Here is a 26717-nt window from a genome sequence, read left to right on the forward strand (position 1 = left end):
CAAAGCCTCATTCTACCGTTAATATTTCACAGAGGCTGGAACCCAGAACCCCCATTCTACCGTTGGTCATTGAAAACTGTCCGGACTATTGTTATTCCGATATTTACATAACCGGGATGCTCCCGATTGAATGTCTGTGTCCACAATGGCGACCCTGTTTCCGCCGCGAGCGATAATAGATGCCAGGTTTGCAGTCATGTTAGATTTGCCAGTGCCACCCCGGTAAGAGTGGACAGAGATGATTTTGGACATGATAGGCGTATTGCAAAGATTAAACAATTATCTCTTTAAGTCTAATCATTTATGGACTTTCAAGTTTTTGAGATGCTGGACTTTTATTTAGATTCAGTTGTTGATTTATGTCCTCTATAGTTGGGAACCCTGCTTAGCTACGAAGTCTGCCAATCAATCAGACTCTAGAAACGAAGGCATTAATCAGAGGCAGATCGAATTGTAGTCTACAACCAAAAGTAATCTGAATAACCCGATCGCTAAAATAGATACAGGGCGTAGTAATTAGTCAACTAGGCTTAACACCGTCAAAACGGAATGTAAGTCATATTTTACCGTAGATTCTACTACTATGACAGGGAGAAACGGCGACAATCAATTATGATGGAATTGAGGATCGCATCATATATCATAAAGTATCAATTTTTTCCTCTTCGATCTTCTTGTCTGCCTTCCGGCGCTGCCGCATCTGCTTTGCCCTGGCTTGCAAATCGCTGAACCCCTCATCGGGTTCGGTTTCGCCAGAACTAGCACTCGCGCCAGGATCGATCGCGCTTTCTGTTTTTGAGTCGCTTTCCGATGCAGTCGCCGCGGCCCGCTGCTTCTGCTGTTTGGCTTTTAGCTGCAACTGAGCTAAGAATTCGTCTGCGTCGCTTTGGGCCTGGGGAAGATCCACATTACCCACCGTTATTTCTTGGGGATCCGAGGGAGTTTTTTCAGAGGTATCTTTTTTACTACTTTTGAGTTCATCTTTCTTGAGCTGCAATTCTTTAAAGAAATCTGATTCTACAATGTCTGCAACTTGTTGTTCTTTTTGGGCTTGGTCTATTTCGATTTTGAATACTTGTTTTACGCGATCGGTAATTGCTTTCCCGTATCCCGATTTATTAAATCTGTCTGCTGATACAATGCTGCCACCAGTCAGGATTAATGCTAAGGCTGGCGCTGCTACAGGCACCCACCCTCCCAACAGAAAAATCCCAAAACCGATCGCGCCACACCCCGACAGTATTGCTGCGAATGTCAGCGCCAGCTTCCATGGGTGAGCCATCCGCGATGCCACGGTTCCTCCCACAATTGACCATCCTGCAATCCACAGGATTTCTGCCCATTCCGGCCAAAACCAAAACATCGGTCTCTTGTCTAAAACAGCACTCAAAATTTGGCTGATTACTTGTGCGTGTACCACGATCCCCGGCATGAATTGGTTTTTTTGCTGCTGTCCACTGTAAGGAGTATAAAATATATCTTTAACGGTTTCTGATGTGTAACCGATCAGCACTATTTTATCTTTCACTAAATTCGGATTGACTTTCCCTTGTAAAACATCGCTAATTGTAACTTTGTTTGCAACTTGGTTTCTGGAGTGATAGTTAATTAGTATTTGATATCCCCTCGCATCGATATTGCTGTATCCTCCGTCATTGCTTTTTAATTTTTTTAAATTAGTTTTTCCCAGCCATAAAGATTGATCTGCTCCCAGTCTGGGGAAAATTTTATACTTTTGCAAGTAGCGGAGTGATAGCTGGAGGTTGAAGGAAGTTAAAACTTGAAAATTGTCATTGCAAAGATGTTTTTCTACCGAGTTATCGCCCTTAATTATCGGTGGTTTCATAAATAATAAAGCCCTGCGGAGTATGCCGCCCGGATCGATTCCAAAATCTGCAAATCCCACCCGGTTTGCTGGTATTCCCGGAGGAGGGGGAGAACCGGGAGTGTCGGGGCCTCCGTCGGTGACTAAACATACCCCGATAATTCGATCGCTTTTTTGTAAAACTTTAGTTAATTCCTCGCGCCCCTCTCCTAAAGGTACATCTCGCAGTACGTCTAAGCCGATGACTGCCGGCTGCATTTTTTCTAGTTTTTGTAATATTTCAGCTATTTTGCGATCGGATATCGGCCACTGCTTTAGTTTCTGAATGTCTGCTTCGGTAATCCCCACAATTAGCAAGCGCGGATCTGGCTTTTCGTCGGGACGCCATCTCAGCATTTGGTCGTAAGCGCTTAATTCTGCTGGTTCCAGTATTCCTAGGTGCCTAGCCCCACCCAACCATAATGTTACTGCCGCGCTTCCAATTAATACAGAGCTAACAACTGTTAGTGATGGTTTATACAGTTGACTCAATTGAGCCGCTGCCCAACGAATTTTGTCAGATAGAAATTTGTTAGATATTTTAGTCATTGCCAGATTATAAAATTTTGAGTCGTTTCACCGAACAGCAGTTATGTTGCTTGTCGGCACCTACACGAGACTTCTTCCATCTTAGAACACCCGGAAACTCCGACCGATTTGTAACAAAACTTTACAGTTCGCTGGTAGCGAAATGTATATGGAATCACACTCGCGACCTCGACCGCTGGATTTACCGTCCCCAGAATCCAGTTGCAGCTCCAATTAATTAATGTTATTGATTTGTCAAGCTTCAAATTCTGTATCTGCGGTGTGAGACTAGCTTCTCAAAAATATTGGTCGCCAGCAGGGAGAAAAAATTTATGTACCAAAAAACATTTAAAGTTGATGAATCCGGGATTGTTGAAATTAGCATTCTCGCTACGGGCGACAGCAACAAATCACTGGAAGTTGGCAAGCGTTACGTGCGATCGTTTTCGATGATTTGCGAACCAGACGCTCGATCGGCAGATGGCAGATACAGTTGTTAAAGGGTTCGTACAGCGCATCGCACCCCAGCCAACTCTCAATAGCGATTTGGCAAATCCCGACCCGATGACGTGGCTCGAAGTTTATGCTAAAAATGAGATTTGGTACGAAACTCTCGCTACTTGAACCCAAATGCGGCGACAGACACCGAGATATGCGAGACCCAGAGCCAAGTAGACCTAATTGTTGCAGTCCCAAGGACTGGAATCAGTGGTAGGTCAATCGCTGGTTGAGTCTCTTTAAAAATCGCTATTTATTGAACTTTTTTCCTTCTTTTGATGGCGATGCGAACAATCAAAACTTGACCGGATCGCGCCCGGGCTGAGAACTCCGGACTAACAGTAGAGACGAGATCTATAATATATCTATAAGGTTGGTGAAAAAATGAAACGTTTTCTACATTTTACTGCACTCGCGATCGCTGTATGTGCGATCGCACTTAGTCTCCCCAGTTTCCTGCCACCGATGCAGGCTGTGCCTGCACCAATGCTGCTGAGTCAGAATGTTAAATTTAAACCTCCCGATGTAGACGCCCCCGACAACAGGCAATCGGCGACGCATCGAGGGAATGCTTGTCCGAAGGATTTATCTATTGTTCCTTTAATACCTAAAAGCAATGATGGTTTAACCATAGCAGAATCGCCAACATTCTTGGCCTATGTTTCTCACCCTTCGACTCAAGTCGAGTTTACGTTGCAAGCTGACGATGGAAAAGGAATCGATGCTTATAAAACGACTTTCAAAGTTGACAAACCGGGGATAATTGAGGTCAGTATTCCTAACAAAGGGGAGGGCAAAAAATCTCTGGAGGTTAACCAGCGGTATCAGTGGTCGTTTTCCGTGGCTTGCAATGACGATCCGTCGGGAAATTATTTTGTTAAAGGGTTTGTGAAGCGCATTGAACCCGAGGAAACTCTCAAGAAAAATTTGGCAAATCCTGACCCTATGGCCTTGGCGATCGCTTATGCTGAAAATAATATTTGGTACGATACAATTGGTACTCTAGCCCAAATGCGGCGAGGATCACCCAATGATGCGAGTCTCAGGGCCGAGTGGAAGCAATTGTTGCAGTCCCAAAAACTCGAATCAGTTGCCGATCAACCGCTAGTTCAGTCTTTTTAAGCCTCCCTATTTCTCAAGGCTTTCTTTTGTCCTTCTTCTGAGGCTCTGAAGATTGACAAATTAAACCGATCGCCCGCTGCGATTCCTACTCCTAGTCAGGAGTAAAAATCCGAACCCTGATTTTATTCTATCTGGTGAAAAAAATGAAACGTTTTCTACATTTTACGGCACTGGCGATCGCTGTATTGGCGATCGCAATTACTCTCCCCAGCTTGTTTTCACCGATGCAGGCTGTCCCTGCACCAACTCCCCTGGGTCAGAATGTTAATTTCACACCGCCAGAGGTAACAGCCCCCGAGAACCGGCAAGGGGGAGCACATCGAGGCTGTCAGTTGCAGGATGGCTTATCGATTACTCCCTTAATACCTGAAAGCAATATTGGCTTAACCCTCACAGAGTCGCCAACATTTTTTGTCTATGTTTCTCAGCCGGCGGCTCAAGTAGAGTTTGTTTTGCTAAACGAAGATGAATCCGAAGTAGTCTACGAATCTAGTTTGAAAGTTGACAAAGCTGGAATTGTGGGAGTCAGCCTTTCTGACAAAGGTAAGACAAAAAATATTGAGGTTGGTAAGCGATATGTCTGGTCGTTTGCACTGGCTTGCGATCCTCAGGAACGATCGGGAGATTATATTATTAAAGGATGGATGCAGCGAGTTGAACCGCAAGGAACTCTCAAGAGCGCTTTGGCAAATCCCGACCCGAGGGCGAAGCTGATCGCTTATGCTAAAAATGGCATTTGGTACGAGACTCTGGCGACTTTAGCCCAAATGCGTAGTGTCGCACCCGATGATGCGCGGCTGAAGACTGAGTGGACGCAATTGTTGAAGTCCCAAAAACTCGAAGCAGTCGCCGATAAACCCCTAGTTCAGTCTCTTTAAGCGTCCCGATTTCTCAAGGCTTAATTTGTCCTTCTTATGAGAATCTGAAGATTGACAAATTAAGCCGATCGCCCGCTGCGATTCAAACTCCTAGGGATGAGTAAAAATGGCACCCCCAACCTTCCTGCTATCTGGTTAAAAAATGAAACGTTTTGTACGTGGGGTTGCACTGGCGATCGCCGTATTTGCGATCGCACTTACTATCCCCAGTTTACTGCCACCGATGCAGGCAGTGCCTGCACAAATTCTCCTGAGTCAGAATATTAATTTCAAACCTCCAGATGTTACAGCACCCAATAGTAGAGTAGCAGGGACTCATCGAAGCGGAGGTTGTGTGAAGGATGTATCTATTATTCCTTTAATACCTAAAAGCAATATTGGTTTAACCGTAGCAGAAATGCCAACATTTTTGGCTGACATTTCTTCTGCTGCGACTCAAGAAATCGAGTTTGCTTTACAAACTTACGATGGCAAAAATAACGAGGTTTACCAAACTACTTTCAAGGTTGAAAAACCAGGGATAGTTGAGATCGATATTCCTAAAAAAGGCGATGGCAAAACATCTCTTCAACTTAACCAGCCCTATCAGTGGTCGTTGTCAGTGCCTTGCAATCAAGATTATTCCGAGGATTATCTGGTGACAGGATTTGTGCAGCGTATTGAACCACAGCCAACTCTTAAGGAAACTTTGGCAAATCCCGATCGCATGGAATTGGCGATCGCCTATGCTAAAAATGGGATTTGGTACGATACTATTTCTACTCTAGCCCAAATGCGGCGACAAGCTCCTGACGATCCGATGCTGAAAGCAGAGTGGGCGCAATTGTTGAAGTCCCAAAAACTAGAAGCAGTTGCCGATAAACCGCTAGTTCAGTCTTTTTAATTGAGACTATTCAGCCAAATCCCAAATCTAAAATATAAACTCTAAACTCTAAACTCAGTTGATGACTAATAACTCTCCAACAATTCTAGCCCTTGATTTTGACGGTGTAATTTGTGACGGACTAATCGAATATTTCCAAACCGCTTGGCGAACCTACTGCCAAATCTGGCAACCAGTCGAAATAGTCCCCGATGCAGATTTAGCTTTGAGTTTTTACCGAGTGAGGCCAGCCATCGAAACCGGCTGGGAAATGCCCCTGCTGATTCGCGCACTGCTGACAGGAATTACCGAAGAGCAAATTTTGCTAGACTGGCCAAACATTGTCCCGCAGTTATTGACCGAAAATAATTTAAAAGCCCAGTCTGTCGGCGCCATGTTAGACGGACTGCGCGATAGTTGGATTGCTGAGGATTTAGCTGGGTGGCTGTCTTTGCACCGCTTTTATCCAGGAGTAGCCGATCGCCTGCATTCGTTACAGGATAGTTCGGTCAAAGTCGCGATCGTCACCACCAAGGAAGGCCGTTTTGTGCGGGAACTCTTGCAGCTAGCGGGCGTACAAATGCCGTCGGAGTTAATTTTTGGCAAGGAATACAACAAGCCGAAACACCAAATATTGCGGGAATTTTTGGCGGCGTCTGGCAAAGATACGACTATTTGGTTTGTCGAAGATCGGTTAAAAACTTTGGTTTCTGTGAAGCAGCAGCCGGATTTATCTCAGGTGAGGTTGTTTTTGGCTGACTGGGGTTACAATACTTTGGCAGAACGGGAATCTGTGGCTCAAAATCCACCAGTTCAATTGCTTTCTCTGTCGCAGTTTGCCGGAGATTTTGTCGATTGGCTGCCCGACGAATGTTGATGTTAGACTTGTTGGCAGGGAGATTTTTTTTCGCTTAGCAGAGTCAAAAAAAATCTCCAAATTTTACACTTTTTTTGTTGACTTTTGTGGTGCTGGTATGGTATTTTTATATAATGGGATGGTTGCGAAAATAATATTTTTGAACATATTCCCATTATGATATAAATATAACAGGAATTCCCCAAATAATCAAGCATACCGACAAAAAAAATCGATTTTTTTTTATCGGTGACTGTAATAAAATAGGTTCGTAGTGAGGACTTTAGTCCTTCTTTTCCAGGAGGTTCGTAGTGAGGACTTTAGTCCTTCTTTTCCAGGAGGTTCGTAGTGAGGACTTTAGTCCTTCTTTCCCAGGTTCGTAGTAAGGACTTTAGTCCTTATTTCCCAGGTTCGTAGTAAGGACTTTAGTCCTTATTTCCCAGGTTCGTAGTAAGGACTTTAGTCCTTATTTTCCAGGTTCGTAGTAAGGACTTTAGTCCTTATTTCCCAGGTTCGTAGTGAGGACTTTAGTCCTTCTTTCCCAGGTTCGTAGTAAGGACTTTAGTCCTTCTTTTCCCAAGGACTTGCATTCCGAACGATCGCACCAATCAGAGACTTAAAACCAATGCTAGATTTAACTAAAGCAGCCAAAGCAATGCAGGGAATGAGCCAGCATTTGAATGTGGAAGCTTTGGCGGCTCGCCAGCGTTTGGAAGTGGCTCAGAATTTGCTGGAACAGGCGGCAGTGGGACAAGAAAAATTGGTAGAATTGCAAGAGAGTTGGAGCGATCGCACATTATTCAATGCAGCCACGCCGATCGAGCCCTTGGGCGATCGCACCTACATCACCGCACCGCCCGCCGCCCACACAGTCTTCGCCACAGACGGATCGCAAATTTCGCCCAGCCATCACGAAATAGCCTACTGCTACCTGATCAACGTCGGTACAGTCATGCTGCACTACGGGCAAAGTCGGCACCCAGTTTTAGACAGCGTGCCCGAAGTTTTCTACAAACCCGAAGACTTGTATGCTTCGCGCCAGTGGGGAATTAGAACCGAAGAGTGGATGGGATACCGGCGCGCCGTTTCCGAAGCCATCGCCCTCGCGGAAATGGGCTGCAATTGGGCAAAATTTAACGACAATCAACTACCCGCGCCAACTTTGGCAATGGTAGATGGTTCCCTGATTTATTGGTTTTTGGAACAGTTACCTAGCGAAGCGCGCGATCGAATTTTGCAGCCAATTTTAGAAGCTTGGGACAAATTGCGCCTAGCAAAAATTCCCTTATTAGGATACTTGAGCGCTTCTCGCAGCACCGAAAGCTTATCATTTTTGCGGTTTCAAGCCTGCACCCACGAAGTACCAGACTGCATGACAAACTGCCCCAACGTCGGATTTTCCGCCACCAGTGCTTTCGACGAAAAAGCACCTTGTCAAGAATTTGAACCATTGCGAGATGCCGTCTTGTGGGCCACAATCCTGCTACCCGGACAAAGAAGCCCGTTGTGGAAATCCCACGCTCGAATTTTAGATTTATACGGTCTCAATCCCATCTATTTTTGTTATGTTCACGTTGGCACAGAAATTGCTAGAATAGAAATTCCGGAATGGGTAGCACAAGATAATACAGAGCTAGATTTAGCCTTAGGAATGATGCTAGCTCAAGTACACAAAGGTGGCGGCTATCCCGTGACGCTAGCAGAAGCCCACAACCAAGCAGTAGTCACCGGGGGCGATCGAAGTAGCTTTTTTGCTTTGTTAGAGCAGCAAATGATTAAAGCTGGTTTAAAAAATGTCGGAATTTCTAATAAGGAAACCCGGAAGCGCGGTAGTATTGCTTGAATTAAAAATAAGAGTTAAAAATGTTATATGCCAATAGAGTTAATCATCTTAATTGCTTCCTTACTTGTTTCTTGGCTGGTGTTTAATTGGGCTTTTAAAGTATTGAAAGCCAGCGCGGGTACAGCAATTGCTATAGCCGCAATTGTGTTGGCGATGCAGTTATTGTTTGGCATCGGGCCAAATCAGCTTTTTCAGCATATCACTCACCTGCCACAAACCCTTGGAAAAATCATTTTTGGTAAGTGATATGATTTTAGATTTTAGATTTGTTCTCTCATCTAAAATCTAAAACCGCAAATCTACCGAGTTTAGGAAAAAAATTCCTTTCTCCTGACTTCCTTCGGTCAACTGTCAACTGTCAACTGTCAACTGTCAACTGTCAACTGTCAACTGTCAACTGTCTAACTTCCCAGCATTTGCAGCTTGTACAAACTCGCATACAAACCTTCTTGCTGCAACAACTCTTCGTGGCTGCCAGACTCTACTAACTGCCCGCGTTTGAGCACCAAAATGCGATCGACATTTCGGATAGTCGAGAGCCTGTGAGCAATGATTATAGCCGTTCTGTCAGCCATCACACGCTCCAGAGCCTCTTGAATCAAAGCTTCCGTTCCCACATCCAAACTAGCAGTCGCCTCGTCGAGCACTAAAATACTGGGGTTGCGAATGGCGGCGCGAGCAAACGCTAACAACTGCTTTTGTCCCCCGGAAAGATTCGTTCCCCTTTCCCGCAATTGCGTGTCATAACCTTGAGGTAATTCTTCAATTAAACGAGCAACATTCGTCTTTTCTGCTGCTGCTCGAATCTCCTCCATCGAGTAACTTTCGCCAAGGCTAATATTGCTCTTCACATCGCCAGCAAATAGAAAGCCATCTTGAATAATCACACCTACGTGTCTTCGCAATTCTGCTTGAGGTAAATCGCGAATATCTACATGATTAACCAAAATTCTGCCCCGTGTGGGCTCGTAGAGACGACACAGAAGACGAATAATTGAACTTTTTCCTGCACCTGTCGGGCCAACTAATGCGACTTTTTCGCCAGATTTGATGGTAAAATTCAGGTCTTGCAGAACATATTCATTATCTTTGTAAGCAAACCATACATTGTCAAATTGGATTTCTCCTGATTCAGATTCCTTTGATTGGGAATGAGCAACTAGGGATTTTTGATTGTTAGCTGATAGGCGATATTCAGAAGTTGCAGGAGTTTGATTACTTTCTACAAATTCTGGCTCATTTGAAGATAAATTATAAGCAAGTGCCTCTGGATGACCGGCCATCAGCAACGGCGAATAATATTCCCTTCTTCCTGCTTCCCTCTTCCCTCTTCCTTCTTCCGACTTCCATCGGACTTCTTCCTTCTCCCATTTTCCTTCTTCCTTCTCCCCGCTAGTTGGATCTTTAATTTCGATCGGTTCGTTGAGAATATCGCTAATCCGTTCGACGGCGGTAAATCCTGCTTGAATTGCCGTAAATTTCTCAGCAAATTGCCGCAGCGGATCGAAGAGACGCTGAGCAAATAAAATAAATGCAGACAGAGTACCAAAGTTAATTGTACCTTGCAGAAGGCTTTGACCGCCCATCCACAAAACGGCTGCAATCGCCACTAAAGCAATCCATTCCAATGTCGCAGATACGGCAGAGTCGTAAAAAATAGTTTTATCAACGGCTTTAATGTAGCGTTTGTTGGTGACATTAAACAATTCTGAGTTGAATCTTTCCCGGCGGAATAGCTGCACTACGCCAATACCCGTCAGGTTTTCTTGCAGTTGTGCGTTGAGATCGGAAAGTTCTTCTCTGGTAGTGTAATTTGCAATTCGATATTGGTACTGAAAATAAACGATTAAAGCGGTAATCGGTATCATCATCGTCACCAACATTAAAGCTAGTTGCCATTGCATGGTAAACATGAAAATGGCAATTACTAATATTGAAAATAAATCGCTGACAATCCCGATCGCCCCTGAGGAAAAAACCTCTCCCAAAGCTTCCACGTCACTGGTGAGGCGCGTCATCAATTTACCGACAGGAGTGCGATCGAAAAATCGCACCGCTAGCGAGGTGACGTGCACAAACAAATCATTTCTAATATCAGTAGTAATAATTTGCCCTACTTTTGTGACTAAATATCCTTGAAATGATTGCAGTCCCAATCTAAATGTTATAGTTAGCATCAGCAAGACTGCCAAAACATTTAATGCAGTAGATAAAGGCAATCCCTGTAAAAATTGATAGGTAGGTTCTGCTCGAATTACCGAAATTGCCTGTCCGATCAGAATCGGTTGAATTGCTCCTGAGACTGCTAGCGGTACTAATAGTGCGATCGAAATAATCAGCAAGCGTTTGCTGCGGGTTGCGTAAGCTGCCAACCTCAGGAATAACCGCCAGTCTGTATCGCGGCGGGGTTGGTTTTCGGTGTCTGCTACTGGTGAGGAAATGGTCATTTACAGGAAAACTGGTATAATACATCCAATTAATAATTGTAACAAAGAGAATCAATATTTTAGACCTCTCCAAAAAACTAAGTCTAGAACAGGCATCCTGCCTGTTCCACAAGAATTATTGGAGATGTTTTTTGCATGAAGATCGGTAAACCGTAGGTTGGGTTGAGGAATGAAACCCAACCAAAATGTTTGTATCCAAACAAAACTGGTATAATAATCTACTGGTAGAAGTTATACAATCATCATGGAAGAGATAGAGACAGCCCGATTGTATCTGAGACAATTTACGCCAGACGACTTAGATGAGCTGTACCGCATCTACAGCGATTCAGAAGTGATGAAGTATCTAAGCGAAGGCGTCAGAAATAGAGAAGAAACAGCAGCAGATTTATTGGAGATAATCGCAGATTGGGAAAAACATGGTTTCGGTTTGTGGGCTGTTGTCAACAAACAAAATAACCAATTGATCGGGGACGGGGGGCTGAGATTTTTAGGCAAAACACCTGAAGTAGAAGTCGGTTACGTGTTAGCAAAAGCATACTGGGGGAAAGGTTTAGCATCGGAAGTTGCAGCGGCTAGCCTCAAGTATGGATTTGAAGTATTGAAACTAGACAAAGTTGTTGCAGTTGCAGATACCGAAAACAGATCCTCGCGGCGGGTAATGGAAAAAGTGGGGATGAAATACCAGCATAATTTTGACGATTGCGGTCGCGATCGAGTATATTATGCGATCGCAAGACTCTAATATTTTACCTCGAACGAAACCCAACTAAAATATTTTTAGCCAGACAAAATTTGAAATATTAAAGTTGGAGAGAATAGTTGCGATCGCCCGCCCCCAAAATATCGCATTCCAGCGGGTGATGCAGAAAGTTGGTTTCAAATATGAAAACAACGCTCGTTATTATGAAACTGATGTAGTATGTTATTCAATATCGCGATCGCAATATTCTCAGGAGTAAAAATCTATGCGTAAACTTTTGTTGCAAATAGTGCTGCTAAGTCCAGTCATTTTAACTTTTTACTGGATGAATCCCAAAAGTGCGATCGCCCAAAAAGTCGATCGCCAAACCAACGCACCAACTCCCACAAATGTCTCTCAATCGGCTGACATTGCACCGAGTAGCTGGGCTTTTCAGGCACTACTATCCTTAGCAAAACGCTACAGTTGTCCGATTGTCTCCCCGGTTGGTACTACTTTAGGCGATCGACCTTTAAAGCGCTCCGACTTTGCGGTAAGTTTAAATAGTTGTTTGGTAAAAGTCGATCGGGCGATCGCAGCAGGTACGCCAAAAGTCAGCCCCGAAGATTTAGCAATTGTGCAGCGTTTGCGATCGGAATTTGCCGCTGATTTAGCAAGCCTTCCGGCTGTTCTTCCCAGGGCAACCAATCCTCCCCTGGGCGATATTTCGCTTGAAGAACAAAATCGAAGTCCCCAACTTTCAGAACCAAATTCTGCATTTTTACTACCGCCTTCTCCCCAAACAGCCCCTCAGCCAGCGAGACTTAACCTTGACAGTCGCTTTACAGGACAAGATCAATTAAGAACTAGGATTTCTGGTGGAATTAATTTACCAGTAACTCCACGGCCATCACCTACAACGTTGCCCGCGCAACAAGCCCAAGAATTCGATCGCGAAGGATACAACCGCATTTATGATAACTCCTATCAGCGGGCTAGCAACAACCCGCTTTCCACATTTGGCATCGATGTCGATACAGCATCCTACAGCAATGTCCGACGCTTTATCAACAGCGGGGTGATGCCGCCCAAAGATGCGGTGCGCCTCGAAGAACTAATTAATTACTTTACCTACGACTATCCGCAGCCAAAGGGCGATCGACCTTTTTCAATTAATACAGAAGTCGCCAATGCTCCCTGGAATCCCCAACACAAATTAGTCCACATCGGCTTGCAAGGAAAAAGCATTTCCACCAAAAATTTACCGCCGAACAATCTCGTATTTCTAATCGATGTTTCCGGTTCCATGAATTCGCCGGACAAATTGCCGTTAGTCAAAGCATCTTTGAAATATCTAGTGAGCGAATTGCGAGCCAAAGATAGCGTTACAATTGTAGTCTACGCCGGAGCCGCCGGGTTAGTTTTGCCTCCAACACCGGGCAACCAAAAAGAAAAGATATTAGATAGCATTGACAAGCTAGAAGCAGGCGGTTCTACCGCAGGCGGAGCGGGTATTCAACTAGCCTACAAAGTTGCTAGAGACAACTTTATCAAACAAGGAAACAACCGCGTTATTCTGGCAACGGACGGCGATTTTAATGTCGGCGTTTCCAGCGATGGCGAACTCGTGCGGATGATTGAAGAAAAACGAGAACAAGGAGTTTTCCTCAGCGTCTTGGGATTTGGTACTGGCAATTTGCAAGATGCAAAAATGGAACAGCTAGCCAATAAAGGTAATGGAAATTACGCTTATATCGACAGTTTGCTGGAAGCCAAAAAAGTTTTGGTAACTCAAATCGGAGGCACGCTATTTACCATCGCCAAAGATGTGAAAATTCAAGTAGAATTCAATCCGGCTAAAGTTCAAGCCTACCGTCTAGTCGGTTACGAAAATCGAGTTTTGCCAAATCAAGACTTTAACGACGACAAAAAAGATGCAGGTGAATTAGGTGCGGGGCATTCGGTAACGGCAATTTACGAAATTATTCCGGTTGGTGTCACCAGCAATGTCAAATTGCCGGAAGTCGATCCGTTGAAATATCAACCGAACCCAGCCACTGCTTCTGCATCTCAAACTGATGAATTGATGCAGGTAAAGTTGCGCTACAAAAACCCCAATGAGACAGTGAGTCAGTTAATTACGCAGTCGATAATCGACAAACCTGTGAAACTAGAAAATGCCTCTGCTAACTTCAGATTTGCTGCTGCTGTAGCTGCTTTCGGGATGGTTTTGAGAGATTCTGAGTACAAGGGGGCAGCTAATTTCGATCAAGTATTGAGGCTGGCAAGTCAGGCGAAAGGTGAAGATAAGGAAGGCTATCGAGCAGAGTTCATCCGTTTAGTTGAAAGCTGCAAGACGCTAGTGGCAAAGATAGGAGTAAAGTAGTTTTGTAGGGTGCGAATTAATCGTTACCAGGCAGAACCTGGTAACGCAGATATGGAGGATATACCTCCAATTTTTATGGTAGAATAATGATTGTCATCATGCAACAAATAGAGACAGCCCGATTGTATCTGAGACAATTTACGCCAGACGACTTAGACGATCTGTACCGCATCTACAGCGATGCGGAAACAATGAAATACCTCACAGGAATTAGAACTAGAGAAGCCACAGAAACCGCCATTCATGCTATGCTCCAACGTTGGGAAGAACACAACTTCGGAATGTGGGCTGTAGTACATAAGATAGATCGTAAAATGATTGGCCGCTGCGGACTTGCTTTTCTGGACAAAACACCGGAAGTTGAGCTTGGCTATGCCTTCGATAAAGTTTATTGGAATCAAGGATTGGCGACTGAAGCGTCTTTTGCTAGTCTAAACTATGGATTTAACATATTACAGTTGGAGAGAATAGTTGCGATCGCCCGCCCGGAAAATATCGCCTCCCAGCGGGTGATACAGAAAGTAGGCATGAAATATGAAAAAAATGCTCGTTATTACGAAACTGATGTACTATATTATTCTATTTCACGAGAAACTTACCAGTCCGCAGTATCTGCGTAGGATGGATAATGGGTACCCGATCGCGTTTCAATTACTCGCATCACAAATTAGGATCGGAAATTAAATAATTTATACCAATTTTCAACGAAATAACAGCATTCTTGTTCCCCCCCTTAGCAAGGGGGGGCTAGGGGGGGTCGAAGAGTGTTGTACAATTTTAGATAAATGGTATTACATAAGCTTGTGGAATGGGCGTCCCGCCCGTTCAGAAAGGACGGGCGGGACGCCCATTCCACTAGAACCATCAAATTGTAAGTTATTTATAGCCTTTCTCAAAAAGATGAGGTATAAATGACAGCTTATATAACCACTTAAACCAAGAGGGCTGAAGCCCAACAACGTACCTCATCTTTGTGACAACCGCTATAATTCTCATTCCTTGGCATGATTGTCTGCGGATAACTACGAAGTCCGTTGCAATTGCTTGTTAACCTTAATAATCTTCTTGTCAAAATACTCTTTTCTGTGTCCCAATCTTTTAGCCACTTCCAACCCCTTCTGATAGGCTTCCAAAGCTTTCTTGTAATCCTTCATTTCCTGATAAACTTGACCGAGATTGTCGTAAGCATTCATCAATCCGTACCAATTGTAAGCCCGTTCTTCCAAAAGCAACTGCATTTGATAGATTCGCACAGTCGGTTCTAGCTGTTTTTGCGATCGATAAAGCAGTGCTAATTTATCCAAAGCTTCGCTAGCTTGGGCGTACTGTTGGATCGGGACGGCTAAATTGTAGGCTTCCTGATAGTATTGAGCTGCTAAGTTGATTTGACCTATAGTTTGGTAATCGGTGCCGATCGCAATTTTGAGCGGTGGTATCGCCGCCGGATTTTGCAGGTTGACATACACAGATGCTAGTTTTTCCCGGGCTGCGATCGCCTTTAGGGGCTGTTTCGACTGTTGGTAAACGTAGGCTAACTGTCTCAGAGTATCTACCTCTGTCGGAGCAGTTACAGGCTGTGGTGGCGCGCCATTTCCCGCCGTTACAGCAGTAACTGGTACAGCAGCATTAGCCACAAATAAAGCGCGGTTTTCCTGAATTAAAGTTGCCAATTCCTCATACACCGCAGCCGCTTTATCGTAACTCAGCCAATTGACGTGAATAAGTGCGATCGCCTTTAAAATCTGACCCTGAGCCAATATATCTTGATTTTGGCGCGCATTTTCCAGGATTTGTTGGTAAACTTCTACAGTCGGGCCTTTAGCGCGCACCTGCCCAAAAGCCGCAGCTAAAGCCGGGAGCAACTCAGTATTTACCGGCACTTGCGATTTAACTTGTTTGTGAATTGCTTGCAGCCGTTTAGTAATAAGCTGAAGTTCCAGGTTTTTATTGCTACTCCAAGCAACACTTCCCACCCGACTCAAAGCAGCAATTTCCGCCGCCGGGCCAAGATATCGGCGCAGTCGCAATTCTCGAAACCAAATATCAAAAGCACCAGCCCCATCTCCAGCTTCCAGTTTAGCCGCTGCTTCTAAGCTTAGCTTTTCCAAAGCCGCACTCAGCTCCTCCCGCTGAGTGCTACTCAAAGATTCAGTAGCGGGTTTTAGGGGATCGGGTGTGGTAAGTTCTAGAGGATTAGGAGAAAATTGATCGAGGGGTGGTGGATTAGTTTGGGCGCTAGCGATCGAACCAGCACACAGCCACAACCAAAGCAAGCACCCAAATGGCACAGAATTTCTCATAAAAGAAATATAATTGCCACCATTCGGCAGCCCTGCTCGAAACATCAAGTTTTGCATATTTAACAAAACGGTATAAATTATGTCACAAAGATGGCACACCAGCCAACTGTTCAACAAGAGCAACAAAATACAACTTACCGCACTGAGCAATTATTGGAATTTACAGGCTTTGGGCCAACGCATTTTGCGCCTATTCAGTTTAGCTCTAATTTTCCTAACTGTATGCACAGCTTGCGCCGCCCCTCCCGCTGTTGCTAGAGATCGCTCTTTTCCAGAAATATCCCTAGGCTTTTTGGGCGAGTACCAATTGCCAAAAATCAACTTTGAAGGATCGCCAGTCGGCGGTTTATCAGGAATCACCTACGACGCCAAAGGTATTAGTGGTGTCACTTCCAAGGCTTATCGTTTTTACGCCCTTTCCGACGACAAAAGCGAAAACGGAGAAGCCAGATTTTACAGTCTCCGACTCGATCTTAAATCCAGCGATCCAGCCAATATCAGCCTCGAAAAAGTTTCTGTTGAAGGCGTTACATCCCTCAAAAAAGGGGATGGTGAAACCTTTCTTTGGGGTTCCATCAATCCCGAAGGTATCGCCCTGTCTCCACGGAATTCAGTATTTGTCGCCAGCGAAAGCAGCCCTCCTTTTGTCGGAGAATTTGACCTCACCACCGGGAAATTGCGAGGAAATTTGCCAATTCCGAAGCGCTACATCCCCGATACCAACGATGAAAAACAACAGCAAGGAGTCCAGAAAAGTTTAGGTTTTGAATCCTTAAGCATCGACCCAGAAACCTTTAGTCCTGGCGGTCTCGATCCGTTTAGGTTGTTTACAGCGACAGCAGCGCCGTTAATTCAAGATTTAGACCCAGACAAAGCAAACAAAGTCCGTCTTTTACATTATATCATCGTCGATAAAACACCACAATTAGTCTCAGAGAATCTTTACAAGACAGACGAAGTGCCGATGACTGTTTTGAACGGGCTAACAGAATTGGTAACTGTCGGTGGCGGTCAATTTCTGAGTTTAGAGCGTTCTTTTGGGATATCGGGATACAGCGCTAGAATTTATCAAGTAGCGGTTGGCGCGGCGACGGATACTTCGAGAATCGAGAGTTTGAAAGGGCAAATTGGAATGGTCGAACCTGTGAGGAAAAAGTTGCTCCTGGACTTGAGTGAATTGGGCATTCCGCTGTACAATTTAGAGGGAATGACTCTCGGCCCGCGTTTGCCAGACGGCAGTCAAAGTATAGTTTTGGTGAGCGACGACAATTTTGAGGAGGCTCAGAAAACTCAGTTTATTTTGTTGAGTTTAAAAGGTAAAATTTAGGGTGATGATTGTGTTTGGTATAGCAGTCCTTGCAGGAGTCTTCAAAAGTTGACAGTTAAGAATTTTAGAGCGACCTCTATCTAGAAATGTGAGGTACGTTGTTGGGCTTTAGCCCTCTTATTCTTTAGCTCTGTTATATTTATTATATAGTAAGCAAGGTCGCCTCAAAAAATCCATTTACAGTCATACCTCATCTTTCGCTCTAAAGGCTATATATCAGAAACAAGATTCCTCCGAGTCATTGGTTTGCTAACAAGTTTTTTGGTGACGAATGCAAGTCCTAGTTAATGGATGCGGACTAAAGTCCTCACTACAAACCTTTGGATGCGGACTAAAGTCCTCACTACAAACCTTTGGATGCGGACTAAAGTCCTCACTACAAACCTTTTGCGTATTCCTGAAATTAGTCAAACTTTTTCTATATGCCTGCACGCCACAGTTTAAAATTACCAGATATCGAACTTTCTTATCTAGAATGGAACTCACAAACAGGGACAGAAAAAGTTCCGCGTTTGCTGTTATTGCACGGTTTAGCAGATAGTGCAGTGGTTTGGACTGGTTTGGGCAATTACTTGTCGAACCGCTATCATGTTGTAGCGCCGGATATGCGCGGCCACGGAGAAAGTAGCAAACCGGAAACAGGTTATACTTTTGCAAGGTCGATCGCAGATTTGGAAGCTTTGATGGCACACCTCAACTGGCAAAATGCCCACATTCTCGGACATTCTTGGACTGGAAAACTAGCACCTATTTGGGCGCGGCAGAATGGCGATCGCATTTCGAGTATGATTTTAGTAGACCCAATCTTCATCACCAAGCTGCCCGCTGTGATGAAACTCAGTCTACCAATAGTTTACCGCAAATTAGACTGTCTCAAATGTATGGGCCCGTTTGCAACTTTAGCCCAAGCCGAAGCAGCCGCCAAACAATCGGGAGAATACGCAGGCTGGAATGAAATGCAACAAATGATCTTCCAAAACCACATCGAACAAAAATTAGATGGAAGTTGGGGAAGTAAATTTGTGATTGCCGCCAGAAATCAGATTTTTGCTGAAGTGATGAAAGTTGCCGGTTTAACGGAAAATATAGATATCCCAACTTTGTTCGTACAGCCGGAAACAGGCGTAAATCGCATGGATTGGCAAATGCAGCCCTACAAAACATACTTGCAAAATCTGACAATTGCCAAAGTACCGGGGAATCATTGGTGTTTTTTGACTCAACCGGAAACTTTCAATCAAACTGTGGCAGAATTTTTAGATAGCTGTTCGTAGTGAGGACTTCAGTCCTTCAGGTTCGTAGTGAGGACTTTAGTCCTTCTTCAGACAAAAGAAAAAGGACTGAAGTCCTTACTACAAACTGGACTTTAGTCCTTCTTAAGACTTGCACAAAGGACTAAAGTCCTTACTACAAACTAGGACTAAAGTCCTTACTACAAACTAGGACTAAAGTCCTTATTACCAAGAATGAATTTAGAAATTATTGCACATCGGGGATTTTCGTCGATCGCCCCTGAGAACACTTTAGCAGCTTTTGAACTGGCGATCGCCCGCGGAGCCGATTCGATCGAGTTTGACATCCAGCTATCGGCTGACGGCGTGCCCGTGGTTTTCCACGACGCCACCCTCGATAGAATCACCGGAGTTTCCGGTAAAGTCAGGGAAACAAACCTGTCAGACTTGCAGACACTTAATGCTGGTAAATGGTTTAGCGATGAATTTTCAGGGGAAAAAATTCCTACCTGGAAAGAAGCCTTAGCTATCCTCAAGAATGTTGACAAATTTCTCTACTTTGATGTCAAGCCGCACTGCGAATGGTCGGATACAGAAGTTGCGGAGTTTGTCAATACTTTGCACCGTGCAGGAATTCAAGAAAAATGCGTTATTACCTCGTTTAGCGAGAAATTTCTCGGACAAGTGCGGCGGCTAGATGGCGATTTGGCGATCGGACACATTGTTGCTAATTTAGAAGCATATAAAACTCAATTGTCTCAAGCTGTCGCCCATCGCGATAACTTGATTACCAGCCTGTATCGTGTTTTATTGGAAAACCCCGCACTAATTCCAGAAACCCGCAATCAAGGAGTTGACATTGTAGCGTGGACGGTGGACGATCGCGCAAATATGCAAAAGTTAATTGATTTGGGTATAACTCGGATTGTCACTAATAGTTTGATATAATTTTGCAACCGCAGATGTAGGCAGATAAACGCAGATGAACGCAGATAAAAGATGAACTACTTTCGCAAAAGCATCCACGAAATGTCCGGTTACGTGCCGGGTGAACAGCCACCGCTAGGCACAAAAATTATTAAACTAAATTCTAATGAAAATCCCTATCCGCCTTCTCCAAAAGCCTTAAAAGTGCTTCAGGAAATAGACCCAGAAATGCTGCGGCGCTATCCAGATCCAACGGGTAAAACTTTCCGCATCGCCGCTAGTAAAGCCTTGGGGGTTCCTGACGATTGGATTGCCGTAGGTAACGGCAGCGACGATTTATTAAATTTGATCGTTCGCGCGGCGGGCGAATCGGGTAAACAGATTGTTTGTCCCTCACCTACCTATGTATTGTACCGCACGCTGGCAGAAATTCAGGATGCAGAATTTGTCCAAGTTCCCTATCCCGATGACTACAAGTTACCCGTAGATTTGCTAATAGCAGCCCGAGGTGCTGTGACATTTATAGCTTCGCCGAACAGTCCGTCGGGAACAGCGATATCTGTGGCAGATTTGGAGAAACTTGCTCAAGAATTATCGGGTATTTTAGTCATTGATGAAGCTTATGTAGATTTTGCCGAAAACAATGCTTTGGAGTTGACAAAAAAGTACAGTAATGTTATAATTTTAAGAACGCTTTCCAAAGGTTATTCGCTAGCAGGATTGAGGTTGGGTTTTGCCATAGCAAATCCGGCGCTGTTGGCTGAATTAAATAAAATCAAAGACAGCTACAATGTGGATGCTATAGCCTATGCGGTGGCGGCGAGTGCGATCGCAGATTCAGACCACAAAACAGCCAACGCCGAAAAAATCAAGGCTTCCAGAGCGCAACTAGCTGTTAGTTTCCAGGAATTAGGCTTTGAAGTTTGGCCCTCGCAAACCAACTTTTTGTTAATCAGGCCGCCAAACGGCGATGCAGAAAGGATTTATCAAACACTGAAACAGCAGGGAATATTGATTCGATACTTCAATCAGCCGCGATTGGACGATAAATTGCGAATTAGTATAGGTACGGAAGAACAGAATCAAATATTACTTAAAACATTGAAAGAAATCCTCTAGATAACCACCCAGCAATATAGGTTCGTAGTGAGGACTTCAGTCCTTTCCAAGGTTCGTAGTGAGGACTTCAGTCCTTTCCAAGGTTCGTAGTGAGGACTTCAGTCCTTTCCAAGGTTCGTAGTGAGGACTTGTCCTTTCCAAGGCTCGTAGTGAGGACTTCAGTCCTTTCCAAGGCTCGTAGTGAGGACTTCAGTCCGCATCTATCGGAGGACTCGCATTCCCCACTACAAACCATTTGATTGCGGATAATTATTAGGATTGTCGATCGCCAATCCGGCAGACTGAGCAATATCCAGCAATCGGTTGTCCCCCGAAACAAAAACTAATTGAGATTCCGACACTGAGATGAGAGTAGATTGAAACCGTAAAGCTGATGCTAACTGCACAGCATCATAAGCCCGCAGGGGATTTTGCATCACCAGCGCGCCCGCTGTTTCGATCAAATTGCGATCGAGTTCAAGAACTTCATACTGGTTGTCAAAATCCGTGCGAAAATCTCCCATAAGTTGGTCAACTTCATCGACAGATAGACTCCCCTCCCGTTGACGGCGTGCAAAAGCGCTGCATACCTCCACCCAAGTAATCTGAGAAATTGCGAGAAAGTTACCTGCCGCAGGAACAGTAATTGATTGAATCCAATTACTTCCCAATTCAGGCACATACCGTTTAACCAAAGCACTGGTGTCTAAAAAATAGGCATTTACCACGGGCCACGATCATCAATAACGATTTCAGAAAGAGGTTTCCCCACTCTTCCCTTGAGTTTTTCAAACAGTTCGCGCCGCTTTTGTTCTGCGGCTGCATCTAGCTTAAACTGTTTTGTTGGCAAACCCATCAATTTTCGTAAATCCATCAACTTGATGGCTTTTTCGCGATCGTCCTTAAGTTCTTCCGACGACTCTTCCGCTACAATTTGGATTTGTACAGTTTCCCCATCTTTGAAAGACACAGAACTCAACGGGCGAAAAACCCCATTTTCGTAGACAGCAGCAATAGTTTCTGGCATAATTAGCCTCTTAGTTAAAAGCTTAGATAGATTGTATTCTACTCGTTACTCTTTCCCAGGCAGAGCCTGGGAACGCAGATCCAGATGCTCTGCCTCCAATTCTACTTCTTTGAAAGCGAGGCAGAGCCTCTAGACATCATCCAGACCGACAAGTCTATGCTGACAAGTTTTTTAGCATTGAAGAGATTTTTTCACGATTTGCTCGATATTTGTCTGGCAATCGCGCATAATCGCTAACAACGAGGGCAACCACGGGGGGATTGCCCCTACAGACATTTCAGGGATTGGGGTTCTTCTAGGCTGGGGAACGCTACGGATACTAGAGAAATTACTTCCTTGACAAGATCTAAAATACTCAGATATCATTAGTAAGTAAGTACTCACATATCTTTTGAGTGGCGATCGAGCGTTCCAAACCCATCACCAGAGGTGAACTATGTCTAAATCCTTTCCTGTACTCTTGGTTGGCTCCATAGCATCGATATTGTTATCCAGCGTTACTTTTGCCCAAGCTCCCAGCGTTCCAACTCCCAGCGTCCAATCTGCTGACGCCAAAGTTCCTAACGTTGAAGGTAATTGGAAAATGTCAATTGTGGGTGAGAATCTAGCTCCTACTTATACTCTGATTCAAAAAGGTACTGCACTGACGGGTACTTTTAAAGGGCCGATGGGTGAGTTGCCGCTTACCGGAAGTGTAACTAGCGATCGAAAAGTGGCTTTCGCTGTAAAATTCAGAGGAGCTAGCCTGAAATTTGCGGGTACGGTAGAGGGTGAAACCATGAAGGGTGTTGCCGATTTACCGACAGGGCAAAAAAATTGGACGGCTACAAAGTAATTGCCTTGACTGCGAAACAGCCAGCTTGACGCTTGTATTAGTACAACTCTATGATTGGTGAATCGTCACTTGCTTACTTATGCCCCGACCTCCCAAAATTACCAATGAAGAAATTTTGGCAGCAGCGCGAGAAGTCTTCTTAGAGCAAGGGATAAATGCTTCTACGTTGGTAATCGCCGAAAAAGCTGGCATATCGGAAGCATCGATCTTTAAACGATTTGCTACCAAACAAGCCTTGTTTCTGGCTGCAATCGGCATTTCAGAAACACCGAAGTGGGTCAAAGTCTTATCTAGCGATACGCCTACAGCGGAAATTCGAGCGGAATTGACGGATATCTGCGGTCAGATGCTGGAATTTTATCAAGAGGTGATGCCGCGAGTATTTATGCTAATGACCCAGGGGAATTTACCCGTTCCGCCAATTGTGCCACCACCAATCAGGGACAGTCAGTTATTGGCCGGATATCTCGATCGCGCGATCGAGCAAGGTCATCTTAAATCCTGCGATTCGATGACAGTCGCTCACACAATCGTCGGCGCGATTAATAACTATGTCATGACTCAAACGATCGCTACCAAAATACCATTTCCAGTCTCATTCTTCTTGCCCCAATGCAAATCGATCGAACCGACTACTTTCATTCACAATCTCATTGAAACACTATGGGCGGGGATTGCCCCAGATCGATAATTTTTTCGATTCAATTTACCTTTAGCGAGCCCCTTGTGGGATTGGTGACAACTTAATCGTCAAACAGCGATCTGTGACTGCGTTTGACGATTAAAACTAGATTTTGTCCTGAGTAGATATTTTTTTAGCCGATTAATAAGTAAGTACTTACATTCTAAAGGAGGCAATATGTTAAAAGAAACTACTGTTACCTCATCGTCCGATCGGCATTCTCCAGCAGAAAATACCTCGGAAAAAACCTTGGCAGACACTCTCAGTACCTCATCCTCTAGCCAACATTCTCCAGTGGAAAATACCTTGGCACACACTCCCACTTCACCCTCTCGCCAGTTGCCACCTATACACGCATGGATAAAGTGGAAATGGTTCAAGTTCCTATTACCACCAATCTTCATCATATTATTAGGCCCTGTCGGTTTGGGGTCAAAATTGATGGAATCATTGCCGATCGACCGATCGCCAACCAAACCACTTACCCAGGTGGTCGAGCGGAAAACAGTTCCAATTAGCATCACAGCTAATGGTAGTGTCAAAGCCCAGCGATCGATTAACCTCAGCCCCAAAAGCGCAGGAATCATCAAAAGCTTACTGGTGAAAGAAGGCGATCGAGTCCGTCAAGGTCAGGTAATTGCCCTGATGGATGACTCCAACTTACGCGGTCAACTCGCCCAATATCAAGGACAACTGGCACAGCAGCAAGCCAATCTCCAACGCTTGCAAATGGGAAATCGCCCCCAAGAAATTGCTAAAGCCGAAGCACAGTTAGCTGAAGTCAAAGCCAATCTTCAACAATTGCAAGCGGGAAATCGCCCCCAAGAAATTGCTAAAGCCGAGGCACAGTTAGCTGAAGTCAAAGCCAATCTCCAACAATTGCAAGCGGGAAATCGCCCCCAAGAAATTGCCCAAGCTGTTGCTCGGTTACAGCAAACACAGGCGACTCTCCAACAAAAACAGGATGATTGGCAGCGTTATCAGCAACTTTACACAGCAGGTGCGATTTCCCGGCAAACCTTGGAGCAAAAACACGCCGATCGAGATATTGCCCAAAATCAGGTGATGGAAGCAAAACAAGCTTTAGCTCTGCAACAAGCCGGAACTAGAACAGAACAGATTGTCCAGGCTCAAGCAAAGGTCGAGCAGCAAGCCCAATCAGTCGCCTTACTTAAGGCTGGTGCCCGTAAGGAAGAAATCGCCCAGGCTCAAGCAAAAGTCGAGCAGCAAGCCCAATCAGTCGCTTTACTGAAGGCGGGTACTCGGAAGGAAGATATCGCCCAAGCCCGCGCTCAGGTGCAAGCGGCACAAGGCGCCCTGACAACGATTCAGGAGCAACTCAAAGACACTCAGATTTTGGCTCCTTTTGATGGGCTCGTACTGGAAAAATTTGCGGATATTGGGGCGTTTGTCAGTCCTTCGATGGGCGGTGGTAGTGGGGGATCGGCTTTATCATCATCGATTCTGACCCTCACCAGCGATCGTCAACAAGTAGTAGTCAATCTCTCCGAATCCCAAATTGCCAAAGTCAAATTGGGTCAAGCAGTAAAGATTGAAGCTGATGCTTTTGCTGGTGAAGTCTTCACGGGTAAGGTGGAGCAAATTTCTCCCCAAGCTAAGGCATCCCAAAACGTGACTAGCGTTGAGGTGCGGGTATCGATCGATCCGACTGAAGCAGCAAAATTAAAGGCTGGGATGAATGTGGAAGTTCAATTTGCGGTGGGTCGGTTGCAGAATGTGATGTTCGTACCCAATGCCTCAGTGGTGAAACAGGCTGAGGGAGCGGGGGTATACGTTTTGGGCAGCAATAATAAATCCGTGTTTCGCCCGATCGCCACGGGTTTGACTGTCGGCAAGCAAACGGAGGTGAAGTCAGGATTAGAAGGCGACGAGCAAGTGTTGCTGAGTCCACCAGCCGAGCAAAAACCTGCTGGGGGTCTGAAATTTCCTCCAGGATCGTAATCTCTCCACAACAGCGCAATTAGTGAGGAACTGATTTTATGGCTTTATTTAAACAGCGTCCCCATCAGGTTTCGACTTGGGAAATAACAGGGATGGCGATCGAAGCCTTGTGGAATAATAAACTCCGCAGTGGTTTAACCATGCTAGGAGTGATTATTGGGATTGCCTCGACGATCGGTATTTCTTCGATCGGGCAAGGGGTACAAAAATCAACGGAGGAAAATATTCGGGGGTTGGGGACAGATGTATTGCAGGTGATGGCAGGTTCCACCCAAACTGGTGGGGTGAGTCAAGGACAAGGTTCTACCACGACATTAACCTGGGAAGATGCCCAGGCGATCGCCGAACAAGCACCCTCGGCAACGGTGGTTTCTGCGTATCTCCAACGAAATACCCAAGTAGTATATGAGGATAAAAATACTTCAACCACAGTTTACGGTACCGATCTAAACTATTCTCAGGCGCGGAATACCTTTCCCAAAACCGGGCGATTTTTTAATGTCGAGGAGCTCAACTCTGCGGCATCAGTGGCAGTAATTGCACCAACAGTGCAGAAAAATCTGTTTCCCGCCAATATCGATCCGATCGGCGAAAAGATTCGGATTCAGGGTGAAATCTATGAAGTGATTGGGGTGATGGAAGTTAAGGGTGCCCAAGGGCCGCAAGATCGAGATGATGCGGTGTATATTCCGCTCACCAGTATGTCAGCGAGGATCGTTGGCAATAATTCACTGATGGGGATTTCTGTCAATAGTATTTACATCAAAGGTCGAGATGAAACTCAACTAGAAATCGTTAAATTTCAAGTTGCTAATGTGCTGCGATTGCGTCATAATATCGATCTGCCTGAAAACGATGATTTTAAAATCATTAATCAAGCAGATATCCTCAAAACATTTAATACCATTTTGGGTTTGTTGACAACAATGATTGTCGCGATCGCCGGCATATCTCTAGTGGTAGGCGGGATTGGCATTGCCAATATCATGTTAGTTACCGTAGTGGAACGGACGCGAGAAATTGGCATTCGCAAGGCTTTAGGGGCAACAAATCGAGCTATTCTCAGTCAATTTCTCACTGAGTCGGTGATTATTTCTGTAATTGGTGGCTCCATCGGTATTGTCATCGGCATCGGCATTACTTTTATTGCCGCTAATTCATTTAAGTTTACTTTTATTGTTTCGGGGAATGCAATCGCGATCGGCTTTGGTTTATCCACTGCTGTGGGTTTAATTCCCACATTCCGCAGATGTGGGTTTGATTTTTTTACCAGTTGTGAAAACTGGAAGCCCAAAAACTTTTGGGCTGAACCTATGCGGTTTTAGAGTTACAGATACTTGTCAAATTCACCTAAAATAAGT

At 44.8% G+C, this 26717-nt stretch carries 26 protein-coding genes; 20 read left to right on the forward strand and 6 right to left on the reverse strand.

The window, feature by feature from the left end:
- Positions 1 to 66 precede the first annotated feature (66 nt).
- Together QZ938_RS29275 and QZ938_RS29280 are read right to left on the reverse strand one after the other, a co-directional pair.
- Entirely contained in the window at positions 67 to 252 is a 186-nt protein-coding gene (locus QZ938_RS29275) for a P-loop NTPase (RefSeq protein ID WP_293365668.1), read from the reverse strand.
- 388 nt (positions 253 to 640) lie between these two features.
- Positions 641 to 2413: a CHASE2 domain-containing protein gene (locus QZ938_RS29280; RefSeq protein ID WP_293147652.1), complete on the reverse strand. Its 1773-nt coding sequence runs from the start codon at positions 2411 to 2413 to the stop codon at positions 641 to 643.
- A 311-nt stretch (positions 2414 to 2724) separates the two neighbouring features.
- Here QZ938_RS29280 and QZ938_RS29285 point away from each other — a divergent pair, with 311 nt between their 5' ends.
- From QZ938_RS29285 to QZ938_RS29320, 8 genes are all read left to right on the forward strand, one after another.
- Entirely contained in the window at positions 2725 to 2892 is a 168-nt protein-coding gene (locus QZ938_RS29285) for a DUF928 domain-containing protein (RefSeq protein WP_293147650.1), read from the forward strand.
- Positions 2873 to 3016 (forward strand): DUF928 domain-containing protein, encoded by a 144-nt coding sequence (locus QZ938_RS29290; RefSeq protein WP_293147648.1) that lies wholly within the window; start codon positions 2873 to 2875, stop codon positions 3014 to 3016. Before QZ938_RS29285 ends, QZ938_RS29290 begins: the two co-directional genes overlap by 20 nt.
- Positions 3017 to 3274: 258 nt before the next feature.
- Entirely contained in the window at positions 3275 to 4012 is a 738-nt protein-coding gene (locus tag QZ938_RS29295) for a DUF928 domain-containing protein (RefSeq protein WP_293354172.1), read from the forward strand.
- 143 nt (positions 4013 to 4155) lie between these two features.
- Complete coding sequence (locus QZ938_RS29300) at positions 4156 to 4890, forward strand: DUF928 domain-containing protein (RefSeq protein WP_293219163.1); 735 nt, start codon at positions 4156 to 4158, stop codon at positions 4888 to 4890.
- Positions 4891 to 5032: 142 nt separating this feature from the next.
- Entirely contained in the window at positions 5033 to 5773 is a 741-nt protein-coding gene (locus tag QZ938_RS29305; protein ID WP_293354170.1) for a DUF928 domain-containing protein, read from the forward strand.
- Between the two features lie 61 nt (positions 5774 to 5834).
- Entirely contained in the window at positions 5835 to 6629 is a 795-nt protein-coding gene (locus QZ938_RS29310) for an HAD family hydrolase (protein WP_293147641.1), read from the forward strand.
- Between the two features lie 604 nt (positions 6630 to 7233).
- Positions 7234 to 8451, forward strand: coding sequence for a DNA double-strand break repair nuclease NurA (locus tag QZ938_RS29315; protein ID WP_293147639.1), 1218 nt, complete (start codon positions 7234 to 7236; stop codon positions 8449 to 8451).
- A 27-nt stretch (positions 8452 to 8478) separates the two neighbouring features.
- Positions 8479 to 8697 (forward strand): hypothetical protein, encoded by a 219-nt coding sequence (locus QZ938_RS29320; RefSeq protein ID WP_293147637.1) that lies wholly within the window; start codon positions 8479 to 8481, stop codon positions 8695 to 8697.
- Positions 8698 to 8852: 155 nt separating this feature from the next.
- On the opposite strand, the gene QZ938_RS29325 is transcribed toward QZ938_RS29320, so the two are convergent.
- Positions 8853 to 10898, reverse strand: coding sequence for an ABC transporter ATP-binding protein (locus QZ938_RS29325; RefSeq protein WP_293147635.1), 2046 nt, complete (start codon positions 10896 to 10898; stop codon positions 8853 to 8855).
- A 244-nt stretch (positions 10899 to 11142) separates the two neighbouring features.
- Between QZ938_RS29325 and QZ938_RS29330 the strand changes: the two genes are divergently transcribed.
- The 4 genes from QZ938_RS29330 to QZ938_RS29345 all read left to right on the forward strand — a co-directional run bounded on the left by QZ938_RS29330 (position 11143) and on the right by QZ938_RS29345 (position 14586).
- Positions 11143 to 11643 (forward strand): GNAT family N-acetyltransferase, encoded by a 501-nt coding sequence (locus QZ938_RS29330; protein ID WP_293147633.1) that lies wholly within the window; start codon positions 11143 to 11145, stop codon positions 11641 to 11643.
- A 64-nt stretch (positions 11644 to 11707) separates the two neighbouring features.
- The gene (locus QZ938_RS29335; RefSeq protein WP_293147631.1) at positions 11708 to 11860 is read left to right on the forward strand and encodes a GNAT family protein; all 153 of its coding nucleotides are present in this window, start codon (positions 11708 to 11710) and stop codon (positions 11858 to 11860) included.
- Positions 11861 to 11866: 6 nt separating this feature from the next.
- Positions 11867 to 13966: a VWA domain-containing protein gene (locus QZ938_RS29340; RefSeq protein WP_293354168.1), complete on the forward strand. Its 2100-nt coding sequence runs from the start codon at positions 11867 to 11869 to the stop codon at positions 13964 to 13966.
- Between the two features lie 98 nt (positions 13967 to 14064).
- Positions 14065 to 14586, forward strand: a complete 522-nt coding sequence (locus QZ938_RS29345) for a GNAT family N-acetyltransferase (protein ID WP_293354166.1) — start codon at positions 14065 to 14067, stop codon at positions 14584 to 14586.
- Between the two features lie 402 nt (positions 14587 to 14988).
- Here the strand turns inward: QZ938_RS29345 and QZ938_RS29350 are convergent, their stop codons facing one another.
- Entirely contained in the window at positions 14989 to 16323 is a 1335-nt protein-coding gene (locus QZ938_RS29350; RefSeq protein WP_293354164.1) for a lipopolysaccharide assembly protein LapB, read from the reverse strand.
- 22 nt (positions 16324 to 16345) lie between these two features.
- Between QZ938_RS29350 and QZ938_RS29355 the strand changes: the two genes are divergently transcribed.
- From QZ938_RS29355 to hisC, 4 genes are all read left to right on the forward strand, one after another.
- The gene (locus QZ938_RS29355) at positions 16346 to 17593 is read left to right on the forward strand and encodes an esterase-like activity of phytase family protein (protein ID WP_293354162.1); all 1248 of its coding nucleotides are present in this window, start codon (positions 16346 to 16348) and stop codon (positions 17591 to 17593) included.
- Between the two features lie 422 nt (positions 17594 to 18015).
- On the forward strand, positions 18016 to 18867 hold the full coding sequence (locus QZ938_RS29360; protein WP_293354160.1) for an alpha/beta hydrolase: 852 nt from the start codon (positions 18016 to 18018) through the stop codon (positions 18865 to 18867).
- A gap of 192 nt (positions 18868 to 19059) precedes the next feature.
- Positions 19060 to 19773 (forward strand): glycerophosphodiester phosphodiesterase family protein, encoded by a 714-nt coding sequence (locus QZ938_RS29365; RefSeq protein ID WP_293354158.1) that lies wholly within the window; start codon positions 19060 to 19062, stop codon positions 19771 to 19773.
- Positions 19774 to 19824: 51 nt separating this feature from the next.
- On the forward strand, positions 19825 to 20871 hold the full coding sequence (gene hisC, locus QZ938_RS29370) for a histidinol-phosphate transaminase (protein WP_293147617.1): 1047 nt from the start codon (positions 19825 to 19827) through the stop codon (positions 20869 to 20871).
- Positions 20872 to 21095: 224 nt separating this feature from the next.
- On the opposite strand, the gene QZ938_RS29375 is transcribed toward hisC, so the two are convergent.
- Positions 21096 to 21578, reverse strand: coding sequence for a type II toxin-antitoxin system VapC family toxin (locus tag QZ938_RS29375; protein ID WP_293354156.1), 483 nt, complete (start codon positions 21576 to 21578; stop codon positions 21096 to 21098).
- Positions 21572 to 21877, reverse strand: coding sequence for an antitoxin family protein (locus QZ938_RS29380; protein WP_293354154.1), 306 nt, complete (start codon positions 21875 to 21877; stop codon positions 21572 to 21574). Before QZ938_RS29380 ends, QZ938_RS29375 begins: the two co-directional genes overlap by 7 nt.
- Before the next feature lie 436 nt (positions 21878 to 22313).
- Here QZ938_RS29380 and QZ938_RS29385 point away from each other — a divergent pair, with 436 nt between their 5' ends.
- The 4 genes from QZ938_RS29385 to QZ938_RS29400 all read left to right on the forward strand — a co-directional run bounded on the left by QZ938_RS29385 (position 22314) and on the right by QZ938_RS29400 (position 26681).
- On the forward strand, positions 22314 to 22712 hold the full coding sequence (locus QZ938_RS29385; RefSeq protein WP_293354152.1) for a hypothetical protein: 399 nt from the start codon (positions 22314 to 22316) through the stop codon (positions 22710 to 22712).
- Between the two features lie 79 nt (positions 22713 to 22791).
- Positions 22792 to 23403: a TetR/AcrR family transcriptional regulator gene (locus tag QZ938_RS29390; RefSeq protein WP_293354150.1), complete on the forward strand. Its 612-nt coding sequence runs from the start codon at positions 22792 to 22794 to the stop codon at positions 23401 to 23403.
- 168 nt (positions 23404 to 23571) lie between these two features.
- Positions 23572 to 25356, forward strand: a complete 1785-nt coding sequence (locus tag QZ938_RS29395; RefSeq protein WP_293354148.1) for an efflux RND transporter periplasmic adaptor subunit — start codon at positions 23572 to 23574, stop codon at positions 25354 to 25356.
- A 38-nt stretch (positions 25357 to 25394) separates the two neighbouring features.
- Entirely contained in the window at positions 25395 to 26681 is a 1287-nt protein-coding gene (locus tag QZ938_RS29400; RefSeq protein WP_293354146.1) for an ABC transporter permease, read from the forward strand.
- The last annotated feature ends 36 nt before the right edge of the window (positions 26682 to 26717 follow it).

The organism is Microcoleus sp. CAWBG27, assembly GCF_020883145.1.
Taxonomy (GTDB): Bacteria; Cyanobacteriota; Cyanobacteriia; order Cyanobacteriales; family Microcoleaceae; genus Microcoleus.